At 39.0% G+C, this 21,986-nt stretch carries 15 protein-coding genes, 7 tRNA genes, 3 rRNA genes, 1 pseudogene and 1 riboswitch; of the genes and pseudogenes, 23 read left to right on the top strand and 3 right to left on the bottom strand.

What is annotated here, in order from left to right:
* Nucleotides 1–35: 35 nt before the first annotated feature.
* The 12 genes from CDZ92_RS14755 (at nt 36) to rocF (ending at nt 8,054) form a co-directional block, all read left to right on the top strand.
* Nucleotides 36–272 (top strand): hypothetical protein, encoded by a 237-nt coding sequence (locus tag CDZ92_RS14755; RefSeq protein WP_096155927.1) that lies wholly within the window; start codon nt 36–38, stop codon nt 270–272.
* A gap of 274 nt (nt 273–546) precedes the next feature.
* Nucleotides 547–2,147: ribosomal RNA gene (locus CDZ92_RS14750) — 16S ribosomal RNA — on the top strand.
* 188 nt (nt 2,148–2,335) lie between these two features.
* Nucleotides 2,336–5,285, top strand: a 23S ribosomal RNA gene (locus tag CDZ92_RS14745).
* Nucleotides 5,286–5,412: 127 nt separating this feature from the next.
* Nucleotides 5,413–5,529: ribosomal RNA gene (rrf, locus tag CDZ92_RS14740) — 5S ribosomal RNA — on the top strand.
* The 16S, 23S and 5S rRNA genes sit together here with 7 tRNA genes alongside, the layout of an rRNA operon.
* A 74-nt stretch (nt 5,530–5,603) precedes the next feature.
* Nucleotides 5,604–5,678: transfer RNA gene (locus CDZ92_RS14735), tRNA-Asn, on the top strand.
* A 1-nt stretch (nt 5,679) separates the two neighbouring features.
* Nucleotides 5,680–5,753, top strand: a tRNA-Thr gene (locus tag CDZ92_RS14730).
* 16 nt (nt 5,754–5,769) lie between these two features.
* Nucleotides 5,770–5,844, top strand: a tRNA-Glu gene (locus CDZ92_RS14725).
* Between the two features lie 73 nt (nt 5,845–5,917).
* Nucleotides 5,918–5,993 (top strand) — tRNA-Val (locus CDZ92_RS14720).
* A gap of 31 nt (nt 5,994–6,024) precedes the next feature.
* Nucleotides 6,025–6,109, top strand: a tRNA-Tyr gene (locus tag CDZ92_RS14715).
* 124 nt (nt 6,110–6,233) lie between these two features.
* Nucleotides 6,234–6,308 (top strand) — tRNA-Gln (locus CDZ92_RS14710).
* 1 nt (nt 6,309) lies between these two features.
* Nucleotides 6,310–6,382: transfer RNA gene (locus CDZ92_RS14705), tRNA-Lys, on the top strand.
* A gap of 772 nt (nt 6,383–7,154) precedes the next feature.
* On the top strand, nt 7,155–8,054 hold the full coding sequence (gene rocF, locus CDZ92_RS14695) for an arginase (RefSeq protein WP_096155925.1): 900 nt from the start codon (nt 7,155–7,157) through the stop codon (nt 8,052–8,054).
* 69 nt (nt 8,055–8,123) lie between these two features.
* Here the strand turns inward: rocF and CDZ92_RS14690 are convergent, their stop codons facing one another.
* Entirely contained in the window at nt 8,124–8,303 is a 180-nt protein-coding gene (locus CDZ92_RS14690) for an aspartyl-phosphate phosphatase Spo0E family protein (protein ID WP_096155924.1), read from the bottom strand.
* 179 nt (nt 8,304–8,482) lie between these two features.
* On the opposite strand from CDZ92_RS14690, the gene sigW reads away from it, so the two are divergent.
* From sigW to CDZ92_RS14645, 8 genes are all read left to right on the top strand, one after another.
* Nucleotides 8,483–9,046: an RNA polymerase sigma factor SigW gene (gene sigW / locus CDZ92_RS14685; protein WP_096155922.1), complete on the top strand. Its 564-nt coding sequence runs from the start codon at nt 8,483–8,485 to the stop codon at nt 9,044–9,046.
* A 20-nt stretch (nt 9,047–9,066) separates the two neighbouring features.
* Complete coding sequence (locus tag CDZ92_RS14680) at nt 9,067–9,696, top strand: anti-sigma factor family protein (RefSeq protein ID WP_096155921.1); 630 nt, start codon at nt 9,067–9,069, stop codon at nt 9,694–9,696.
* 137 nt (nt 9,697–9,833) lie between these two features.
* Nucleotides 9,834–10,667: a diadenylate cyclase CdaA gene (cdaA, locus tag CDZ92_RS14675; RefSeq protein ID WP_157842802.1), complete on the top strand. Its 834-nt coding sequence runs from the start codon at nt 9,834–9,836 to the stop codon at nt 10,665–10,667.
* Complete coding sequence (locus CDZ92_RS14670) at nt 10,660–11,895, top strand: CdaR family protein (protein WP_096155919.1); 1,236 nt, start codon at nt 10,660–10,662, stop codon at nt 11,893–11,895. The genes cdaA and CDZ92_RS14670 overlap by 8 nt, the downstream gene beginning before the upstream one ends.
* Before the next feature lie 181 nt (nt 11,896–12,076).
* Nucleotides 12,077–13,423 carry a phosphoglucosamine mutase gene (gene glmM / locus CDZ92_RS14665; RefSeq protein ID WP_096155918.1) on the top strand — a complete coding sequence of 449 codons (1,347 nt, stop codon included), beginning with the start codon at nt 12,077–12,079 and terminating at the stop codon, nt 13,421–13,423.
* A 449-nt stretch (nt 13,424–13,872) separates the two neighbouring features.
* Nucleotides 13,873–15,678 carry a glutamine--fructose-6-phosphate transaminase (isomerizing) gene (glmS, locus tag CDZ92_RS14660; RefSeq protein WP_096155917.1) on the top strand — a complete coding sequence of 602 codons (1,806 nt, stop codon included), beginning with the start codon at nt 13,873–13,875 and terminating at the stop codon, nt 15,676–15,678.
* A gap of 324 nt (nt 15,679–16,002) precedes the next feature.
* A riboswitch (cyclic di-GMP riboswitch) is annotated at nt 16,003–16,086 on the top strand.
* A 12-nt stretch (nt 16,087–16,098) separates the two neighbouring features.
* Nucleotides 16,099–18,015, top strand: coding sequence for a sensor domain-containing protein (locus tag CDZ92_RS19705; RefSeq protein WP_141395234.1), 1,917 nt, complete (start codon nt 16,099–16,101; stop codon nt 18,013–18,015).
* 102 nt (nt 18,016–18,117) lie between these two features.
* On the top strand, nt 18,118–18,456 hold the full coding sequence (locus CDZ92_RS14645; RefSeq protein ID WP_096155916.1) for a zinc ribbon domain-containing protein YjdM: 339 nt from the start codon (nt 18,118–18,120) through the stop codon (nt 18,454–18,456).
* Between the two features lie 55 nt (nt 18,457–18,511).
* Here the strand turns inward: CDZ92_RS14645 and CDZ92_RS20095 are convergent, their stop codons facing one another.
* Nucleotides 18,512–18,688 (bottom strand): hypothetical protein, encoded by a 177-nt coding sequence (locus CDZ92_RS20095; protein WP_176483787.1) that lies wholly within the window; start codon nt 18,686–18,688, stop codon nt 18,512–18,514.
* A 191-nt stretch (nt 18,689–18,879) separates the two neighbouring features.
* On the opposite strand from CDZ92_RS20095, the gene CDZ92_RS14640 reads away from it, so the two are divergent.
* Nucleotides 18,880–19,893 (top strand): phosphotransferase enzyme family protein, encoded by a 1,014-nt coding sequence (locus tag CDZ92_RS14640; RefSeq protein ID WP_096155915.1) that lies wholly within the window; start codon nt 18,880–18,882, stop codon nt 19,891–19,893.
* Nucleotides 19,894–20,055: 162 nt separating this feature from the next.
* Entirely contained in the window at nt 20,056–21,261 is a 1,206-nt protein-coding gene (locus CDZ92_RS14635; protein ID WP_096155914.1) for a sensor domain-containing protein, read from the top strand.
* A gap of 30 nt (nt 21,262–21,291) precedes the next feature.
* On the opposite strand, the gene CDZ92_RS19700 is transcribed toward CDZ92_RS14635, so the two are convergent.
* Entirely contained in the window at nt 21,292–21,435 is a 144-nt protein-coding gene (locus tag CDZ92_RS19700; protein WP_141395233.1) for a lmo0937 family membrane protein, read from the bottom strand.
* A gap of 416 nt (nt 21,436–21,851) precedes the next feature.
* Here CDZ92_RS19700 and CDZ92_RS20620 point away from each other — a divergent pair.
* Nucleotides 21,852–21,983: pseudogene (locus CDZ92_RS20620) on the top strand (hypothetical protein); the annotation flags it as partial.
* Nucleotides 21,984–21,986 lie beyond the last annotated feature (3 nt).

Raw genomic sequence — 21,986 nt, 5'->3', positions numbered from 1 at the left:
GAAAAAATAGTACAAATTAATCTTGAGGTGATTGGATGTTAGGGCTTCTGTTAAGTAAAAAGGAAATTAAAGAAGTGGAATACTTATTAAAAAGAGAATTAGAGGAATTATTGCATGACTTTGAAGATAAAAGAATCGATCGAGTGGTGAAGCATGCAATGGAAGAGAGATATCAATTATTATTTCAAGTATTTACGAGAGTAGCGCCGCACTCTGAATGTGTTCAATACATAAGAAATAAACAATACTATAACCATAAAAACATATATTAATTTTATTTAATAAAAAGCATTGACTTAAATGTTACAAAGATGTTATATTATTATTCGTCGCTACGGAACACAAGCATTCACAAAGCGATAAAATAAAAAACATATTGACATGAAAATCTCAGTGTGTTATATTAATAAAGTCGCTTCTGAGCGATGAGTTAAAAATGTTCTTTGAAAACTAAACAAAACAACAGCGTGTAAGTTAATCTTTAAGATTAACAACAAACAATTAATTGACATTAGTCAGCAAACATTATGAGCATTGCTCAAACACTCTTCGGAGAGTTTGATCCTGGCTCAGGACGAACGCTGGCGGCGTGCCTAATACATGCAAGTCGAGCGAATCTGATAAAAGCTTGCTTTTTGAAGGTTAGCGGCGGACGGGTGAGTAACACGTGGGCAACCTGCCTGTAAGACTGGGATAACTTCGGGAAACCGGAGCTAATACCGGATAATATAAAGAACCTCCTGGTTCTTTATTGAAAGATGGTTTCGGCTATCACTTACAGATGGGCCCGCGGCGCATTAGCTAGTTGGTGAGGTAACGGCTCACCAAGGCAACGATGCGTAGCCGACCTGAGAGGGTGATCGGCCACACTGGGACTGAGACACGGCCCAGACTCCTACGGGAGGCAGCAGTAGGGAATCTTCCACAATGGACGAAAGTCTGATGGAGCAACGCCGCGTGAGCGATGAAGGCCTTCGGGTCGTAAAGCTCTGTTGTTAGGGAAGAACAAGTACCGGAGTAACTGCCGGTACCTTGACGGTACCTAACCAGAAAGCCACGGCTAACTACGTGCCAGCAGCCGCGGTAATACGTAGGTGGCAAGCGTTGTCCGGAATTATTGGGCGTAAAGCGCGCGCAGGCGGTTTCTTAAGTCTGATGTGAAAGCCCACGGCTCAACCGTGGAGGGTCATTGGAAACTGGGAAACTTGAGTGCAGAAGAGGAAAGTGGAATTCCACGTGTAGCGGTGAAATGCGTAGAGATGTGGAGGAACACCAGTGGCGAAGGCGACTTTCTGGTCTGTAACTGACGCTGAGGCGCGAAAGCGTGGGGAGCAAACAGGATTAGATACCCTGGTAGTCCACGCCGTAAACGATGAGTGCTAAGTGTTAGGGGGTTTCCGCCCCTTAGTGCTGCAGCTAACGCATTAAGCACTCCGCCTGGGGAGTACGGTCGCAAGACTGAAACTCAAAGGAATTGACGGGGGCCCGCACAAGCGGTGGAGCATGTGGTTTAATTCGAAGCAACGCGAAGAACCTTACCAGGTCTTGACATCCTTTTGCCTTCCCTAGAGATAGGGCGTTCCCCTTCGGGGGACAAAAGTGACAGGTGGTGCATGGTTGTCGTCAGCTCGTGTCGTGAGATGTTGGGTTAAGTCCCGCAACGAGCGCAACCCTTGATCTTAGTTGCCAGCATTAAGTTGGGCACTCTAAGATGACTGCCGGTGACAAACCGGAGGAAGGTGGGGATGACGTCAAATCATCATGCCCCTTATGACCTGGGCTACACACGTGCTACAATGGACGGTACAAAGGGCAGCAAAACCGCGAGGTCGAGCCAATCCCATAAAACCGTTCTCAGTTCGGATTGTAGGCTGCAACTCGCCTACATGAAGCTGGAATCGCTAGTAATCGCGGATCAGCATGCCGCGGTGAATACGTTCCCGGGCCTTGTACACACCGCCCGTCACACCACGAGAGTTTGTAACACCCGAAGTCGGTGGGGTAACCTGGGCACAACTTAGCCTCTTATAATTATGATAGGAAGTTAAGTTGTGCCTAGGAGCCAGCCGCCTAAGGTGGGACAGATGATTGGGGTGAAGTCGTAACAAGGTAGCCGTATCGGAAGGTGCGGCTGGATCACCTCCTTTCTAAGGAATAATACGCTTGTTGTTTTGTTTAGTTTTGAGAGAGCATTCCTCTTTCAAACTTTAGATAGTATAAAAGCTATCGAACCATGTTCTTTGAAAACTAGATAACATAAGTAATGTCAAGATACATCAAAAGTATCGTTCATCTTAGTAAATTTTCTTTATTAGATATCTATTCGCGATATCGAGGTTAAGTTATTAAGGGCGCACGGTGGATGCCTTGGCACTAGGAGCCGATGAAGGACGGGACTAACACCGATATGCTTTGGGGAGCTGTAAGTGAGCTTTGATCCAGAGATTTCCGAATGGGGAAACCCACTACTCGTAATGGAGTAGTATCTTTACCTGAATACATAGGGTAATGAAGGCAGACCCGGGGAACTGAAACATCTAAGTACCCGGAGGAAGAGAAAGCAAACGCGATTTCCTGAGTAGCGGCGAGCGAAACGGAATTAGCCCAAACCAAGAGGCTTGCCTCTTGGGGTTGTAGGACACTCAACATGGAGTTACAAAGGAACGGGGTAAATGAAGCGACCTGGAAAGGTCAGCCGTAGAAGGTAAAAGCCCTGTAGTTGAAACTTCGTTCCCTCCTGAGTGGATCCTGAGTACGGCGGGACACGAGAAATCCCGTCGGAAGCAGGGAGGACCATCTCCCAAGGCTAAATACTCCCTAGTGACCGATAGTGAACCAGTACCGTGAGGGAAAGGTGAAAAGCACCCCGGAAGGGGAGTGAAAAGATCCTGAAACCGTGTGCCTACAAGTAGTTAGAGCCCTATGTTTTTTCTTCGGAAAAAACCCGGGTGATAGCGTGCCTTTTGTAGAATGAACCGGCGAGTTACGATCCCGTGCAAGGTTAAGTCGATGAGACGGAGCCGTAGCGAAAGCGAGTCTGAATAGGGCGAATGAGTACGTGGTCGTAGACCCGAAACCAGGTGATCTACCCATGTCCAGGGTGAAGTTCAGGTAACACTGAATGGAGGCCCGAACCCACGCACGTTGAAAAGTGCGGGGATGAGGTGTGGGTAGGGGTGAAATGCCAATCGAACCTGGAGATAGCTGGTTCTCTCCGAAATAGCTTTAGGGCTAGCCTCATGTGTTAGAGTCTTGGAGGTAGAGCACTGATTGGACTAGGGGCCCTCATCGGGTTACCGAATTCAGTCAAACTCCGAATGCCAAAGACTTATCCATGGGAGTCAGACTGCGAGTGATAAGATCCGTAGTCAAGAGGGAAACAGCCCAGACCGCCAGCTAAGGTCCCAAAGTATACGTTAAGTGGAAAAGGATGTGGAGTTGCTTAGACAACCAGGATGTTGGCTTAGAAGCAGCCACCATTTAAAGAGTGCGTAATAGCTCACTGGTCGAGTGACTCTGCGCCGAAAATGTACCGGGGCTAAACGTATCACCGAAGCTGCGGACTGTTCTTACGAACAGTGGTAGGAGAGCGTTCTAAGGGCGTTGAAGCTAGACCGTAAGGACTGGTGGAGCGCTTAGAAGTGAGAATGCCGGTATGAGTAGCGAAAGATGGGTGAGAATCCCATCCACCGAATGCCTAAGGTTTCCTGAGGAAGGCTCGTCCGCTCAGGGTTAGTCAGGACCTAAGCCGAGGCCGAAAGGCGTAGGCGATGGATAACAGGTTGATATTCCTGTACCACCTTCACTCCGTTTGAGCAATGGGGGGACGCAGGAGGATAGGGTAAGCGCGCTGTTGGATATGCGCGTCCAAGCAGTAAGGCTGAGAAGTAGGCAAATCCGCTTCTCATAAAGGCTGAGCTGTGATGGCGAGGGAAATTTAGTACCGAAGTTCCTGATTTCACACTGCCAAGAAAAGCCTCTAGCGAGGAGAATGGTGCCTGTACCGCAAACCGACACAGGTAGGCGAGGAGAGAATCCTAAGGTGAGCGAGAGAACTCTGGTTAAGGAACTCGGCAAAATGACCCCGTAACTTCGGGAGAAGGGGTGCTCTGTTAGGGTGTTAAAGCCCGAGAGAGCCGCAGTGAATAGGCCCAGGCGACTGTTTAGCAAAAACACAGGTCTCTGCGAAGCCGCAAGGCGAAGTATAGGGGCTGACGCCTGCCCGGTGCTGGAAGGTTAAGGGGAGAGGTTAGCGCAAGCGAAGCTTTGAACCGAAGCCCCAGTAAACGGCGGCCGTAACTATAACGGTCCTAAGGTAGCGAAATTCCTTGTCGGGTAAGTTCCGACCCGCACGAAAGGCGTAACGATCTGGGCACTGTCTCAACCAGAGACTCGGTGAAATTATAGTACCTGTGAAGATGCAGGTTACCCGCGACAGGACGGAAAGACCCCGTGGAGCTTTACTGTAGCCTGATATTGAATTTTGGTACAGCTTGTACAGGATAGGTAGGAGCCTGAGAAGCCGGAGCGCTAGCTTCGGTGGAGGCGTCGGTGGGATACTACCCTGGCTGTATTGAAATTCTAACCCGCACCCCTAATCGGGGTGGGAGACAGTGTCAGGTGGGCAGTTTGACTGGGGCGGTCGCCTCCTAAAGAGTAACGGAGGCGCCCAAAGGTTCCCTCAGAATGGTTGGAAATCATTCGTAGAGTGTAAAGGCACAAGGGAGCTTGACTGCGAGACCTACAAGTCGAGCAGGGACGAAAGTCGGGCTTAGTGATCCGGTGGTTCCGCATGGAAGGGCCATCGCTCAACGGATAAAAGCTACCCCGGGGATAACAGGCTTATCTCCCCCAAGAGTCCACATCGACGGGGAGGTTTGGCACCTCGATGTCGGCTCATCGCATCCTGGGGCTGTAGTCGGTCCCAAGGGTTGGGCTGTTCGCCCATTAAAGCGGTACGCGAGCTGGGTTCAGAACGTCGTGAGACAGTTCGGTCCCTATCCGTCGTGGGCGCAGGAAATTTGAGAGGAGCTGTCCTTAGTACGAGAGGACCGGGATGGACGCACCGCTGGTGTACCAGTTGTCTTGCCAAAGGCATAGCTGGGTAGCTACGTGCGGACGGGATAAGTGCTGAAAGCATCTAAGCATGAAGCCCCCCTCAAGATGAGATTTCCTTTAGCGCAAGCTAGTAAGATCCCTGAAAGATGATCAGGTAGATAGGTTCGAGGTGGAAGCGTGGCGACACGTGTAGCTGACGAATACTAATAGATCGAGGACTTAACCAAATTAGAACGATACAATCACTTTCTTGATATGAACACATGTTATCTAGTTTTGAAGGAACATAAAAGAGTGAAAAACTCTTGATTTTCTTTCAAAAGTGACTATAATTATTTTATGTCACACTAATAGTCTGGTAATGATGGCGAAGAGGCCACACCCGTTCCCATACCGAACACGGAAGTTAAGCTCTTCAGCGCCGATGGTAGTTGGGGGCTGTCCCCCTGTGAGAGTAGGACGTTGCCAGGCTATTTAATTTTATAACTAACTGAGACGAGATTATAACAGACTTTTAAAACAGTTAATATTTTCTCTATTACCGTTCCACCATAGCTCAGCGGTAGAGCATTCGGCTGTTAACCGAAGGGTCGTAGGTTCGAATCCTACTGGTGGAGCCATGCTTCCATAGCTCAGTTAGGTAGAGCACTTCCATGGTAAGGAAGAGGTCACCGGTTCGAGCCCGGTTGGAAGCTTAAAAAATTCCATTCCGGCCCGTTGGTCAAGCGGTTAAGACACCGCCCTTTCACGGCGGTAACACGGGTTCGAATCCCGTACGGGTCACCAAAGTTTTTTTTCGCGAAGCGAAAATAACTTAACTAAATTACTTAATTTTAGATTATAAATTACTTATTATTATGGAGGATTAGCTCAGCTGGGAGAGCACCTGCCTTACAAGCAGGGGGTCGGCGGTTCGATCCCGTCATCCTCCACCAGAAGTTTACTTCATATTGAAAAAGAGTATATGGAGGGGTAGCGAAGTGGCTAAACGCGGCGGACTGTAAATCCGCTCCCTCAGGGTTCGGCGGTTCGAATCCGTCCCCCTCCACCATTTAACTTCGTAGATTATGGACGAGGTTTTTGTTTGAAAAAAAGGTATATATTTATTAACTTTGTGAGAGTATATGTAAGGTATTGATGGCTTTCAGTATAAAACTACTTTCATTAAAACTTATTGGGCTATAGCCAAGCGGTAAGGCATCGCACTTTGACTGCGACATGCGTTGGTTCGAATCCAGCTAGCCCAGCCAAGTGCCATTAGCTCAGTTGGTAGAGCATCTGACTTTTAATCAGAGGGTCGAAGGTTCGAGTCCTTCATGGCACATAATGAAACGTAAGCAGTCTCACTAAAGAGACTGCTTATTTTTTTATGAGTTTTTTTAGAGGCTTAGCTCAGCTGGGAGAGCGTCTGCCTTGCACGCAGGAGGTCAGCGGTTCGATCTGCTAGGCTCCACCATAATAATACATTTTTCAAGTCATAGACTAATCAATAGTTTATGGCTTTTTTGTTGTTAAGGAAATTATAAATGCTTCTAATTGTGAATACTTGGTCAGGTGAGAAAATGCAGTTTACTTTGATTGAGAAAATATAATTAAAATAGGGTGTTTGAAATTTACCTTTGCCAGAATAAAGAGTGAGAAATGAACGTGATAAAGCCAAGCAGATGAAGTTCATTTTACCCAAGAAAAAAGAAGAAAGTGAACGTGATAAGGTTGATGAAGTTCATTTTGTCCAAGAAAAAAGAAGAAAGTGAACTCGATAAGGCGGATGAAGTTCATTTTGACTAAGAAAAAAGAAGAAAGTGAACGTGATAAAGTCAATGAAGATCATTTTGCCCAAGAAAAAAGAAGAAAGTGAATGTGATAAGATCGATGAAGTTCATTTTGCTCAAGAAAAAAAAGTGAACTTGATAAGACAGATGAAGTTCATTATGCTCAAGAAAAAAAGAAAGTGAACTTCATCGACAAAAATTTTAAATATGCCCCATACGCTTTTCTAATTGCATATATATTCAAAAAATTGTGGAGTTGAGTCAATCGTTATTTTGAGGATACAATATGTATATTGGGATAGGTAGATTAAAGGAGGAATTAGAATGAAGAAAGAGATTTCGATAATTGGAGTTCCGATGGACTTAGGGCAAACGCGTAGAGGAGTGGACATGGGCCCTAGTGCTATTCGATATGCTGGAATAGTTGAGAAATTAGAAAATCTACATTTACATATTGAAGACTTAGGAGATATTGAAATTGGTAGTGCCGAAAGAACGAGTAACCGTGAAAGCAACTTGAAGAATTTGAAAGCGGTTGCGGAAGCTAGTGAAAGATTAGCTAGTACGGTAGATCAAGAAATAAAAAAGGGGAGATTTCCATTAATATTTGGTGGAGATCATAGTATTGCGATTGGTTCTATTGCTGGAGTAGCTAAACACTACAAAAACCTAGGCGTCATTTGGTATGATGCACATGGAGATTTGAACACAGCTGAAACTTCTCCTTCAGGTAACATACACGGAATGCCCTTAGCTGTTAGTTTAGGACTTGGAGATTCAACCTTAACGAAAATTGGAGGTTATGAGCCGAAAATCATGCCTGAAAATATTGTTATAATCGGTGCAAGATCGTTGGATGAGGGTGAAAAACAATTAATAAAAGAAATAGGTATAAAAGTGTATACCATGCATGAAATTGATAGAATGGGCATGACAGCAGTAATGGAGGATGCTATTAGTTATTTAAGAGAGCGTACAGATGGCGTACACCTTTCTTTAGATTTAGATGGATTAGATCCTCACGATGCACCAGGGGTTGGAACACCGGTTATTGGAGGAATATCATATCGCGAAAGTCATTTGGCAATGGAAATGTTAGCAGAAGCAGATGTTGTAACTTCAGCTGAATTTGTAGAAGTTAATCCGATATTAGATGAAAAAAATAAAACAGCTTCCGTAGCTGTTGCATTAATGGGTTCTCTTTTCGGTGAGAAATTATTATAGAAATACAAAATTCAGTCTGAAATGATAGTATATCTAACTTTGTCTACAATAGGAAAATCAGCAACGTAATTAATACGTTGCTGATTTTCGTTTATGTTTTAAGTTTATGTATTGGTTAATAAGTGTATCGAGTGTTGTGCTTGCTTCGATAACTTCTTGTGATTGTAAGTGGTGACTGGCTGATAAGTTTATCATCTCGGTACGTTTTTTTTCTATTGCATCTTTTAATTGGCATAATGTATGTGGCATGTCATCACCTCTTATAGTTAATTACTAGTACTATTTACCCTTATTTACCCGTGTTCAAATTTTTATAAACCTTTTTTAAACAATATTAGGGATTATTTGTTAAAATAAATTTTAGGGAGAATGAAACCTTTTTAGGCTTGGTTCGTATTATAGAGGACCGCCAACAGCGGAGGTAAGGTATGGAAGAGATAATTAAAAAGAGAATAAAGCAAATAAAAAAAGGCGATCAAGATGCTTTCGGCGAAATCGTCGATTTATTTAAAGATAAGATTTATCAACTTAGTTACAGAATGGTAGGGAACGCTCATGAGGCAGAGGATATAGCACAAGAAGCGTTTATACGTGCGTATATGAACATTCACACATACGATACGAATAGAAAGTTTTCAACTTGGTTGTATCGAATTGCTACTAACCTCACCATAGACAGAATTAGAAAAAAGAAGCCAGATTATTACTTAGATGCTGAAGTGGCTGGAACAGAAGGTTTAACTATGTACTCACAAGTTGCTGCCGATGTACAATTACCAGAAGAAGAACTGCAAAGCCTCGAACTTCAAGAAGAAATACAACAACAAATTTTAAGTCTACCTGATAAATATCGATCAGTGATTGTACTTAAATATATTGATGAACTATCTTTAAAAGAAATAAGTGAAATTTTAGAACTACCTGTTGGTACGGTTAAAACGAGAATACACCGTGGGCGAGAAGCTCTTAGACAACAGTTACGTAATGTTTAGTCCTGGAGGTGCCATTTAAAATGGAGAAATGTCCAACGCATATAAAAAATTATATGCATGATTACTTAGACGGTGATTTGGATGTTGAAAAGGAAAAAGTATTGAAGTCACATCTTCAAAATTGTCATGACTGCTATCAACACTTCCATGAGATAGAAAAAGCTATTTGTTTAGTGCAAAGTACTTCACATATTGCTGCGCCAAGTAATTTCACGCAAAATGTATTAAGTAATTTACCAAAAGAGAAAAAATCTATTAGTGTTAATCGATGGGTTCGTTCGCATCCGTTTTTAGTAGCTGCGTCTATTTTCCTCCTATTAATGGGAGGCAGCTTTATTGGAGGATGGCAAGACGATAATAAACTTTCGTTTTCTAATCAGCCGAACTTGTTAATTGAAAACAACACGGTTGTTGTTCCAAAAGGGGAAATTATTGAAGGTGATGTTACTGTCAGAAATGGTAATTTGCAAGTGGATGGAGAAGTAAAAGGGAATGTAATTGTGATAAACGGTGAAATACTAAATGGAGAAAACTATCTTGCTTCAGCTGGTAATGTAACTGGTGATATTCAAGAAATTAACGAACTTTTTGAGTACATGTGGTTTACAATGAAAGATACGTTTTCTAAAGCTTTAAATATATTTAAATAAAGAAAAAGGGTAATTCCATTTGGATAAGGAGTTACCCTTTTTATCATTGTAAGTTTTGTTAAAAAATATGATATAATAGGAATGTTACGTTTTCGTACTTAATAGATCAATCTTGTACTGTTAAAGGAAGTGTGAAAATGCCTTTTGGAATACCAGTTGGAGATTATCCAATCTTATCCTATTTTATAAGCATTTTAGATATACTATTAGTTTGGTTTGTAATATATAAGCTGATTATTGTCATTAAAGGTACGAAAGCAGTACAACTATTAAAAGGGATTACTGTCATCGTTATCGTACGTATACTTAGTAGCTTTTTAGGACTTAGTACGTTGCAATGGTTAATGGATCAGGCACTTACATGGGGATTTTTGGCGGTTATTATTATTTTCCAACCAGAGTTACGACGTGCTCTTGAGCAATTAGGAAGAGGTAAACTTTTCTCAAGAAGCGGAGTGCCGGAAGAGGAAGAACATGTGAAAACAGTGGAAGCTGTTGTGAAATCTGTTCAGTATATGGCAAAAAGGCGTATTGGAGCCTTAATATCCATCGAGAGAGAAACGGGTATGGGAGATTACATAGAAACAGGGATACCGCTTAATGCAAAGATATCATCGGAGTTGTTAATAAACGTCTTTATTCCGAATACACCATTACATGATGGAGCAGTTATTTTACAGAAAAACCAGGTTGCAGCAGCAGCATGCTATTTGCCTTTATCGGAAAGCCCTTTTATCTCAAAAGAACTAGGGACAAGACATCGAGCAGCACTTGGAATAAGTGAAGTGACAGATAGTTTAACAATTGTCGTGTCAGAAGAAACAGGTAGTATTTCGCTTACGAAAAATGGAGAGTTACATAGAGATTTAGACCCAAACGCATTTAGTGAACTATTAACGAAGGAACTGCAAGCAACATCGAAGAATGCTTCCTCAACACGTTGGCAATGGAGGGGGAAGAAAGATGGATAAATTTATTGAAAATCGTTGGTTCATGAAGATTATTGCCCTACTATTAGCTTTTATGCTATATATGTCAATTAATATTGATACAAACCCGTCACAACCTTTTGATAATACGTTTACCGTTTCAAGTAGAGACACTGAAACAATTACCGACATAGCAGTGAATGCCTATTTTGACAGGGAAAATCTTGTCGTTTCAGGTGTACCTCAAAATGTAACGGTGACGTTAGAAGGTCCAACAAGTATAGTTAAGCCAGCTGCCATGCAGCGGGACTTAGAAGTGTTTGTTAACTTAGTAGATTTAGATTTAGGAACACATCAAGTGCCACTGCAATATAGAAATTTATCCGATAAATTAACGGTGAAAATTGAACCAAGCTATACAACTGTTACCATTCACGAAAAAGTAACTCGAGATTTTCCTGTAGAAGTGGATTTCATTAATTTACATCAAATAGAAGAAGGCTACCAAGCAGAGCAGCCAATCGTTAAACCGAATATTGTTAAGGTTACAGGCTCAAGTGAACTAATTAGTAGAATTGCTCTTGTGAAAGCTAGAGTTGATTTAAAGGGTGCGAATGAATCAATGGAGCAACAGTCCCGCGTTGTTGTTTACGATCGTGAAGGAAACACATTGAATGTCGAAGTCGAGCCACCAGTAGTAGATGTTTCGGTACCTGTTACTAGTCCAAATAAATCAGTACCTCTTCGTATAAATCGAAAAGGGTCACTTAAGCAAAATCTAAGCATAACAAGAATAGAACCTGTTCCATCAGAAGTGACAATATACGGACCGAAGAGTGTGATTGATAGTATAGAGTTTATTGATAACATCGATATAGATTTAACAGAGATTGATGAAACAACAGAAATAGAAGTAGAAATTCCAGTACCAGATGGAGTAAGAAGAGTTGTCCCGGAAAAAATTACAATAAGAGTGGAAGTTGAAAAAGAAACACAAAAAACGTTCTTAAGTAAATCGGTAAATTATATCGGCCTGTCTTCAGGGTTAGAGTTAGCGTTTGTTAATCCGGAAAATGGAGTTATCGATTTGACAATATTAGGAGCTCCTAGTGTGTTAGAAGATGTAAGTAGTGAAGATATGGAACTATATATAAATGTGACAGACCTTGGTATAGGGGAACATGATGTCCCACTAGAAGTAAATGGACCACAAAATATTTCATGGGAATTACCGAGGAGAAATGTGCGAATTTCCATAACGGAAAATTAAGTAATCAATTTCATAATTACGGTTCGTTTAATGAAAAACGAATATTTTAGTGTAATTCATAATAATATGCTCGTTTTTTAAGGTGTATATATTCAGAATGCTATGCTATCATTCGTTTTTCGTATAGTAGTCATACATTATGAAACGGACTCAAGTAGTGACGAAAAAGGAGAGAATTATAATGGGTAAATATTTTGGAACGGATGGAGTTCGTGGTGTAGCCAACTCAGAACTTACTCCTGAATTAGCATTTAAAGTAGGGAGATACGGTGGTTACGTATTAACGAAAGACCAAACGAGACCAAAAGTTTTAATTGGACGTGATACTAGAATATCTGGACATATGTTAGAAGGAGCATTAGTTGCAGGACTTCTATCCATTGGTGCAGAAGTAATGCGTTTAGGTGTTATTTCTACTCCTGGAGTAGCCTACTTAACAAAAGCTCTTGGTGCACAAGCTGGTGTTATGATTTCTGCCTCTCATAACCCTGTGCAAGATAACGGTATTAAGTTTTTTGGACCAGATGGTTTTAAGCTTTCTGATGAACAAGAAGCGGAAATCGAAGCACTACTAGATGCAGAGCAAGATGAACTTCCAAGACCAGTAGGTGGAGAAATAGGGCAAGTTAATGACTATTTCGAAGGTGGTCAAAAGTACTTACAATATTTAAAACAAACTGTTGACGAAGAATTCACCGGTCTACATATCGCATTAGACTGTGCACACGGTGCTACGTCGTCCCTTGCAACTCACTTGTTTGCTGATTTAGACGCGGATATTACGACGATGGGAACATCTCCGAACGGCCTAAACATTAACGAAGGGGTAGGCTCTACTCATCCAGAGCAACTTGCTAAGCTAGTGGTGGAAAAAGGTGCGGACATAGGATTAGCTTTCGATGGTGACGGTGATAGAATTATTGCTATAGATGAAAAAGGACAAATTGTTGATGGCGATCAAATTATGTTTATTTGTGCAAAATATTTAAACAGTCAAAATCGTTTGCGTCATAAAACGGTTGTTTCAACTGTCATGAGTAACCTTGGATTCTATAAAGGTTTAGAAGTAAATGAGATAGAAACAAAACAAACAGCAGTTGGAGATCGTTATGTTGTAGAAGAAATGAAAAAGGGTAACTATCAGCTAGGTGGAGAGCAATCCGGCCATATCATTTTCTTAGACTACATTACAACTGGTGATGGTATGTTAACAGGTTTACAGTTAGTTAACATTATGAAAGCAACGAAAAAGAGTCTTTCAGTACTTGCTTCTGAAATGAATAAATTCCCTCAGTTACTTGTTAACGTGAAAGTAACAGATAAACACCGTGTGACAGAAAATGCACGAGTTAAAGCTGTTATAGAAGATGTGGAAGCAAAAATGGCTGGAGATGGTCGAGTTCTAGTTCGTCCTTCTGGGACAGAATCTTTAGTACGTGTAATGGCAGAAGCTCCAACGGAGGAACTATGCTTTGAATATGTTAATAAAATAGTTGCGGTGGTTCAAGAAGAGATGGGTTTAGAATAGGTTAAAAGAGGTTAGAAGAAAGATATGCGTAAATGGCACCATAAGAGCCGTCAACGCATATCTTTTTTATATGAGTTTGTTTCATCTTATTACAGATTTGGAAAGAGAATGACAGTTCTATTGACGTAATTTGAATATGTGTGTAAGATTAAACATGTTATTTTAAAAAAGAAAGGAGCGACATTATTCACTATATTTTTAAAGCGCCTGAACTAAGCAACGTTCGAAAATTAGCTTAGTTGACGAGGAGGAGGATTATCGAGAAGTTCGGCGGATACCTCCCAGTTTACAACCAAACTGAAAGCATTTATTTAAAACAAAAAGGTGACTTTTTGTACAAAAGATAAGTGCATGGTTGAAAAAATGATAAAACATGAAATGTGGGGGCAAGATGGCCCTTACTTAAGGTATGTCTTCTTGTCCCTACAATTACGGGAGGAAAACAACTTATGTGCGGAATTGTTGGTTATATTGGAACTCAAGATACGAAAGAAATTTTATTAAAGGGCTTAGAAAAATTAGAATACCGTGGTTATGATTCTGCTGGTATTGCTGTAGTGAACGAAAATGGAGTTCACGTATTTAAAGAAAAAGGTCGTATCGCTGACCTACGTGAAGTAGTGAAAACGGATGTTACAGCAACAGTTGGTATTGGTCACACGCGTTGGGCAACACATGGAGTTCCAAGTAAGGTGAATGCTCATCCACACCAAAGTGAATCAAAGCGTCTTACATTAGTGCACAACGGTGTTATCGAAAACTATGCTATTCTAAAACGTGAATATCTACAAGATGTAACGCTTGTAAGTGATACAGATACAGAAGTAATCGTACAAATTATCGATAAGTTTGTTAATGAAGGAAGCACAGTGGAAGAAGCACTTCGTCAAACTCTTTCTATATTAAAAGGATCTTATGCGATTGCTTTAGTAGACAACGAAGAGCCAGATACCATTTATGTTGGAAAAAATAAAAGCCCATTATTAGTAGGTGTTGGTCAAGATAACTTTAACGTAGTTGCAAGTGATGCAATGGCAATGTTACAAGTAACGGATCAATTCGTGGAACTAATGGACAAAGAAATGGTTATCGTAAAGCGTGAATCGGTAACGATTAAAAAATTAAATGGTGAAATCGTTGAGCGTGCTCCTTACACAGCGGAGTTAGATGCTAGCGACATTGAAAAAGGCACATACCCACATTACATGTTAAAAGAAATTGATGAGCAGCCATTAGTAATGCGTAAGCTTATCCAAAAATATCAAAGTGAAAATGGCAAATTAGCAATCGATGAAAAAATCATCGGTGCTATCAACGAAGCTGATCGTTTATATATTATTGCTGCAGGTACTAGCTACCACGCAGGTCTTGTTGGAAAACAAATGATTGAACAACTTGCAAAAGTACCAGTTGAAGTACACGTAGCAAGTGAATTCAACTACAATATGCCAATCCTTTCTGAACGTCCGTTATTTATCTTTATTTCTCAGTCTGGAGAAACAGCAGATAGCCGTGCAGTATTAGTACAAGTGAAAGAATTAGGCTACAAAGCATTAACCATTACAAACGTTCCTGGATCTACACTATCTCGTGAAGCGGACTACACGTTATTATTACATGCTGGCCCTGAGATTGCTGTTGCGTCAACAAAAGCATATACAGCTCAATTAGGTGTGTTAGCTATTTTAGCTACAGTGACGGCAGAAACAAAAGGTATGGAGCTAGACTTTGATTTAGTTCAAGAGCTAGGCATCGTTGCCAATGCAATGGAAGTACTATGTAACATGAAAGAAGAAGTAGAAGATATCGCTCGCAAATTCTTATCTACAACAAGAAACTGTTTCTTTATCGGACGCACAGTAGACTTCTATGTAGGTTTAGAAGGTGCACTTAAGTTAAAAGAAATCTCATACATCCAAGCGGAAGGTTTCGCTGGTGGAGAGTTAAAACACGGTACAATCGCGTTAATTGAAGAAGGTACGCCTGTTATTGCTATTTCTACGCAGGAGCATGTAGACTTAAGCATTCGTGGAAACGTTAAAGAAGTTGTAGCACGTGGAGCTAATCCTTGCATCATCTCCATGAAAGGTTTAGAAACAGAAGAAGATAGCTTTGTTGTACCAAAAGTTTACGACTTATTATCTCCTTTAGTATCTGTAATCCCATTACAACTTATCGCTTACTACGCAGCTCTTCACAGAGACTGTGACGTAGACAAACCACGTAACCTTGCAAAATCAGTAACAGTAGAATAATAATAAATTATGGATAGGCGAAAGTAAGGATAAACATTCCTTGCTTTCGTCTTTTTTATGCTTAGAAAAATCAATAAATAACAAAATATAGGAGTATAGAACTATAAAATGAGAATCAAGTGTGATAGTATTTACTTGTGTTATATAGGAAAATATATTCAGTTAAAATCTTTGTTTTGATATTCTATAGTCGCAAATCTAGTAGTACTTAAATAGGTTTCGTCTTTTTGTGTGCTTTTAGATTGAAATGTTTTAGGGGATTGTAAAAATTAGGTACTGTCGCAAATTGTAGTAAAATGATACATTTAAAACAATATGTACGTCATTTGAAAAAGGCATACTTGTTGAAAAATAAGGACGCAAAGCCACAGGTCTAAGGTGTAATGCTATGACGGCTGGGCTACCAAAGGAGAAAAGTTAATGAAAAAGGAAAGTATAATAAATTGCTATATTCACTATAAAACCCCATTACAAATCACTCTGCTATATGTTATTGCAGGAGTTATTTGGATCTTTCTATCAGACTATTTAATTGAAAATTTTATAACAGACCCTAGATTAGGTTCCATGATATTATTCATTAAAAAAGTACTGTATGTTTTAGTAACAGCAGTGTTCTTATTTATACTTGTGTCTAAAATTTCTATGAAAGAAAAAAAGAAATCTGATCAAAAATTGAATATTAGCGAGATAGCATTGAAGTCCTCAAAAAAGGAACTAGAAGATGTTACGAGAGCACTAGATGAGTCGTCCATTATTGCTATAACAGACCATAAAGGTGTTATAACGTTTGTGAATAAACAGTTTTGTGAAATCTCAAAGTATAGTGAAGAAGAATTACTAGGCAAAGACCATCGAATAGTAAATTCAGGGTACCATCCAAAAAAGTTTTTTAAAGAAATGTGGCAAACGATTGCAATAGGGAAGACATGGCACGGGAAAATTCAGAACCGAGCGAAAGATGGTAGCATTTATTGGGTATATACAACCATTGTACCGTTTCTAAATAGTGAAGGAAAACCATATCAATATGTTTCGATTCGTAATGATATATCAGGCGAAAAGCAAGTAGAGGAAGCTTTACAAATAAGTAAACAGCGTTATCAATCGTTATATGAATACAATTATAATGCAGTCTTTACAATGGAAAAGGATGGCAACTTTTTAAGCGCTAATCCAATGTTTGAGAAAATTACAGGTTATCAAATACAAGAAGCATACGGGAAACATTACGGACAAATGGTTCTCCCTCAATGTTTAGACTATACAAATGAACAGTTTAAAAAAGCGGCGAATGGTGTGCCTCAGAGCTACGAGTGTAGAATCTATCATAAATCAGGGCGAATCATTCCGTTAAATGTAACGAATGTACCTATTATTGTAAACGGTGAAATTATTGGGGTGTATGGTATTGCAAAAGATTTAACAGATTTAAAGAAAACAGAAAACCAACTAAAAGAAAGTGAAGCAAAGTATCGATTAATTGCGGAAAATATGACAGATCTAGTGTCTATTATAGGTCCTGATAGAGTGTATCAATATGTTTCTCCTTCATACAAGTTAGTATTAGGGTTTCACCCACGAGACTTAGTAGGAAAGGATCCCTTTCATTTAATACACCAGGAAGACTTTGAAGGTGTTACTAAGAAGTTTGGAGAAGCGGTCATGTTAAAAGAAAACCGAGTTGCTGAGTTTCGCTTTAAACATGCAAACGGTCAAGATGTTTGGGTAGAAGCATATGGTAAGCCGGTATTAGATGAAGAAGGCAACCTTTTGCATATTCAAGTTATATCAAGAAATGTAACAGAGCGAAAAATGTATGAAGCAAAGTTAGCTGAAATGGCCTACCATGACCCACTTACAGGTATACCGAATCGAAGACTTTTCCAAGAAAGGCTAGATCAAAATATAAAAGATGCAGAAAGATATCATCGTAAATTTGCTCTTCTCTATATGGATATGGACAAATTTAAGCAAATTAACGATTCACTTGGGCATGATATTGGCGATGAATTGCTCGTACAGTTTGCTAAAAGAGTACAACATAGTTTAAGAGAAAGTGACACGCTAGCTCGACAAGGTGGAGATGAGTTTATCATCTTGTTATCAGAAATAAAAGAAGAGCAAGATGCGATTATGATTGCTGAAAGGATTCTAGCTTCTTTGCAAACACCTTGGAATATTGAAGGTCATGAATTTAATACGACATCTAGTATTGGAGTTGCCTATTATCCGTACCATGGAGATAGTTCGCAGGATTTAATGAGAAGAGCAGATAAAGCATTGTATGAGGCAAAAGAAGCAGGAAGAAATAATATAAAAACTTACAATGAATGATTATAAGTAAATTATAAGTAGAAGGGTATGGGTTATGGCCATACTCTTCATTTTTCTTGTGGTAAAATGAGTATGGAATGTTAGGAAAGTGAGGAAAAAGTAATGGCAACTATACCAAACTGTCCAAAATGCAGTTCAGAATATACATACGAAGATGCAATGCTTTATGTTTGCCCAGAATGTGCTCATGAGTGGTCTGTAGAATCCGAATCAGAAATGATAGAAGAGAACGTAATAAAAGATTCGAATGGAAACGTCTTGAATGATGGCGATACAGTAACTGTTATTAAAGATTTAAAAGTGAAAGGTAGCTCCTTAGTTGTGAAAATGGGTACAAGAGTAAAAAATATAAAACTAGTGGATGGCGACCATGATATTGATTGTAAAATTGACGGTCTTGGTGCAATGAAGTTAAAGTCCGAATTCGTAAAGAAAATATAAAAAAACCAATGAAGCCTATTGTTAAGCTCTATGAACACTAACAATAGGCTTTTCTTTATTCTTCGTTACTTTTTTCATCTGTTTTCTTTTTAGCCATCCAGAAAGCTAGAATGATAAGCGGAATTGCAATAAAGAATGGAATATTAATATGACTCTGTGTCACCAGTGCTAGTAGAAATAGGGCAAAAAAACCAATAACGATATAAAGACAACCTCTCCCGAACGTTTCCATTAAAAACACCCCTTTATTTTTGGTTTTACATTTTTATATACGATTCACTAGTGTAAAAAGTTTCCACGTTTCAATGTATGAATTATTTATTTTCTTCATCACTATAATTAGCTCCAATTAGATGCAGGAAATAGAAAATAGTATAACGAAATAAGACGAGGTAATTATCTTCTTTAAAGAGGTGCGTCCATATGGAAAAATGGGTTGAACAGTTGTTTAATGATGACATATTAAAAAAAGCTGCCGGTAAGTACGGTGCAGATAGTACGGAGGCAAAGAAATTAGGCGATTTTGAAAACTATGTTTTTGAAGTAACGAAGGATTCCAAACCATTTATTTTGCGCCTTACCCATAGTTCTCATAGATCAATGGAAGAAGTAGAGGCCGAATTAGATTGGATAAACTTTTTACATGCTAACGGATTAAATGTTTCTCTTGCCCATACTTCTGAAAATAGAAGATTAGTGGAGCAACTGGATGTAGGGGATTCCTCTTTTTTTGTGAGCATGTTTGATAAAGCTCCTGGTGAGTTAGTCAAAATGCAAAGTGATTTGTTTGGATCAAAACTTTTCACATTGTGGGGGAAAGTTACTGGTAAAATGCACAAAGTTACGCAAAGTTATGAAGCTAGAAGCCATAAAAGATTACGTTGGGATGATAATGATTTAATAGATTTTCATCTGTATATGCCAGAACAAAAATTAATAGCAGAGGCGGATAAGTTAGTAAATATAGTAAAAGCACTGCCACAATCGCCGGATGTGTTTAACTTAATCCATTCAGACATACATCCAGGTAACTTCTTTTACAATGAAGGTGAGATACACGTTTTTGATTTTGATGATAGTAGCTATCATTATCTTGTGAGTGACATTGCAATACCTCTTTATTATTCCGTCTGGTTTGTACACCGAGACGAAAATTTACAAAGTCGTTCTGCCTTTGGTGCAGAGATGCTATACCATTTCTTAGTTGGTTATTTAGAGGAATATGAAATGTCGGATGACTGGCTAAAGCGAATTCCACTGTTTTTAAAGCTACGCGATTATGAACTATATTCTGTTTTTCATAAAAAGTTTGATTTACAGAATATGAGTGATCGAGAAAAAGCTGTTCTAAATCAACTGAAAGAGCGACTACTAACTGATGAACTGATCGTCCAATTAGAGTATGATAATCTAATTCAAAAAGTGAGAAAAAAATAGAGTTAGAGAGAGCTGTGCGTATTGATGCACAACTCTTTTTTATTTTCCAAAATCAGTATGTCGATTTTTGTAGAAAAGTAGGGAAGTTTCCTTATATAATAGATGTAGGAAAAATACTGTCACTTTTCGTTTCTGGAAAAATCTGATAAAAAAGGTGCAAATATGCGAAACAAGGCAAAAATATTGATAGCAGTTAGTGTTATTTCTTTAAGTTTTAGTTTTTTGCATCAAATATTAATCATTAAAACAGGACTTTTCATTCACAGCGTTCTTATTATGATGGCGATTGTTTGCAGTTGGTTCATGTATAAACAACTTATAAGTCTACGACAAGACTTGAACAAACATAAAGAAGAATACAACAAGTTAAATAAAGAACTAGAAAAACTCCAATATAAAAATCAAGAATATGAAATGTTGTTCCATTCGTTAGAAGGTGCGATTTTCTCATTTGATGTAAAGACAAATGAAACATACTTCTCAAAAGGAATGGAAGACATCACTGGATATAGTGCAAATGAATTTATTCAAAACCCAAATTTTTGGAAAGCCATTATACATTCAGAAGATTTGCCAATTGTTATAAAAAATGAGCAGCAATTACGTGCAGGGGAATCAACAAGAGTAGAATATAGAATCTTGCATAAAGAGCATGGTGCCAAGTGGATCGTAAATATTTCACAACCTGTTTTAGGCGAGGATGGCTCCATTTTAAAAATAAATGGTCAATTAATTGATATTTCTGAAAGGAAACAACTGGAAGAAGAACTAAAGCAGATGGCTTTTCATGATGACTTAACGGATCTCCCTAACCGTAAAGCGTTAGACCGACATATCGAGAAAGCTTTAGCAAGGTCAAAGCGTCATCACCACAATTTTACGTTAATGTTTATCGATTTAGATGACTTCAAAATAGTGAATGACACTTTAGGACACGATGCAGGTGATATGCTACTAAAAGACGTTGTGACGAGAATAAATGCTTGTATTAGAGAAGAAGATTTAGTTGCTCGTATTGGTGGAGATGAATTTATCGTAGTTTTTGAAGAGACGAATAAAGATGAAATTGAAGAAATAGCAAAAAGGATATTGGAAAATGTTTCGAACCCGTACATGATCCACGAGAACGAAGCGAAGATTTCGTTAAGTATAGGCGTCAGTATGTATCCAGACGATGGCCAGACGAAACAAACATTAATCGAAAATGCTGACAAAGCAATGTATTTCGCTAAAAATAACGGAAAAAACAATATTAAACTATACTCACCAGAATTGAATGAAATGGAATTAAAGAAGGTAGGACTATTAGAAAGATTCCTAAAACCACTTCAAAAAGCAAAAAATATTTTAGAAAAAAGCTTGGACTAAATAGTCCAAGCTTTTGTTTCGTTTAGCTTATTATGTTCGTCTACCAGCAAACAAATTAAATACGAGAGAAATTAACGCTAATACAAGAATGATGTGAATTAAGTTTCCTGCAATTTCAAATGAAAAACCTAAAAGCCAAAGTAATAGTAATACAACAAATACTGTCCATAACATAGAATGTTCCTCCTAAGGGTTTATTTGATATAATTCCTTATACGTCTTAATACCTCATAGTTTGTCATCTTAAACATAGTACTTATACTTATATCCGAATTTGCTACTTTTTATCGGTTTTCCTTTATAGGTTATCCTTTTAATTATTCGCAATTTTTTGTTAATACTTGAATTAATTTCATAATTACGGTTCGTTTAATGAAAAACAAATATTTTAGTTATATACAAAAAACATGTTCGTTTATTAGGTGTATAAATACAGAATACGATGCTATTATTCGCTTTTCGTATAGTAGTCATACATTATGAATCGGACTCACTTAACTTGTAAAACAATAGTATGTAGCCCATGTATTTATATAGGGGAAAATAATGGCTGCTCTGTTAAACACAACGATAGGAGAGTCACTAGAGAATGTAGAAAGATATCGCGACATAAAATTCCTCGATTTATCGAGTTTACCGATCAATTCCCAATGACTGCATCTGGAAAAATTCAAAAATTTAAGCTAAGAGAGCAGTCGACACAAGTAGTAGGCAATAAATGAAAA

Origin of the sequence: Bacillus sp. FJAT-45066 (assembly GCF_002335755.1) — a bacterium.
In the GTDB taxonomy this organism is placed as follows: domain Bacteria; phylum Bacillota; class Bacilli; order Bacillales; family Bacillaceae_I; genus Bacillus_CD; species Bacillus_CD alkalisoli.
This window is presented reverse-complemented; position numbering and strand designations above follow the sequence as displayed.

What these genes read in the sequence shown, in the direction of transcription:
- CDZ92_RS14670 (WP_096155919.1), top strand. Translation starts at nt 10,660, where the DNA reads ATGGATAAATTTATTGAAAATCGTTGGTTCATGAAGATTATTGCCCTA.
- cdaA (WP_157842802.1), top strand. Translation starts at nt 9,834, where the DNA reads ATGCCTTTTGGAATACCAGTTGGAGATTATCCAATCTTATCCTATTTT.
- CDZ92_RS14690 (WP_096155924.1), bottom strand. Translation starts at nt 8,303, where the DNA reads ATGCCACATACATTATGCCAATTAAAAGATGCAATAGAAAAAAAACGT.
- sigW (WP_096155922.1), top strand. Translation starts at nt 8,483, where the DNA reads ATGGAAGAGATAATTAAAAAGAGAATAAAGCAAATAAAAAAAGGCGAT.
- CDZ92_RS14640 (WP_096155915.1), top strand. Translation starts at nt 18,880, where the DNA reads ATGGAAAAATGGGTTGAACAGTTGTTTAATGATGACATATTAAAAAAA.
- CDZ92_RS14755 (WP_096155927.1), top strand. Translation starts at nt 36, where the DNA reads ATGTTAGGGCTTCTGTTAAGTAAAAAGGAAATTAAAGAAGTGGAATAC.
- glmM (WP_096155918.1), top strand. Translation starts at nt 12,077, where the DNA reads ATGGGTAAATATTTTGGAACGGATGGAGTTCGTGGTGTAGCCAACTCA.
- CDZ92_RS20095 (WP_176483787.1), bottom strand. Translation starts at nt 18,688, where the DNA reads ATGGAAACGTTCGGGAGAGGTTGTCTTTATATCGTTATTGGTTTTTTT.
- CDZ92_RS14635 (WP_096155914.1), top strand. Translation starts at nt 20,056, where the DNA reads ATGCGAAACAAGGCAAAAATATTGATAGCAGTTAGTGTTATTTCTTTA.
- glmS (WP_096155917.1), top strand. Translation starts at nt 13,873, where the DNA reads ATGTGCGGAATTGTTGGTTATATTGGAACTCAAGATACGAAAGAAATT.
- CDZ92_RS14645 (WP_096155916.1), top strand. Translation starts at nt 18,118, where the DNA reads ATGGCAACTATACCAAACTGTCCAAAATGCAGTTCAGAATATACATAC.
- CDZ92_RS19705 (WP_141395234.1), top strand. Translation starts at nt 16,099, where the DNA reads ATGAAAAAGGAAAGTATAATAAATTGCTATATTCACTATAAAACCCCA.
- rocF (WP_096155925.1), top strand. Translation starts at nt 7,155, where the DNA reads ATGAAGAAAGAGATTTCGATAATTGGAGTTCCGATGGACTTAGGGCAA.
- CDZ92_RS14680 (WP_096155921.1), top strand. Translation starts at nt 9,067, where the DNA reads ATGGAGAAATGTCCAACGCATATAAAAAATTATATGCATGATTACTTA.
- CDZ92_RS19700 (WP_141395233.1), bottom strand. Translation starts at nt 21,435, where the DNA reads ATGTTATGGACAGTATTTGTTGTATTACTATTACTTTGGCTTTTAGGT.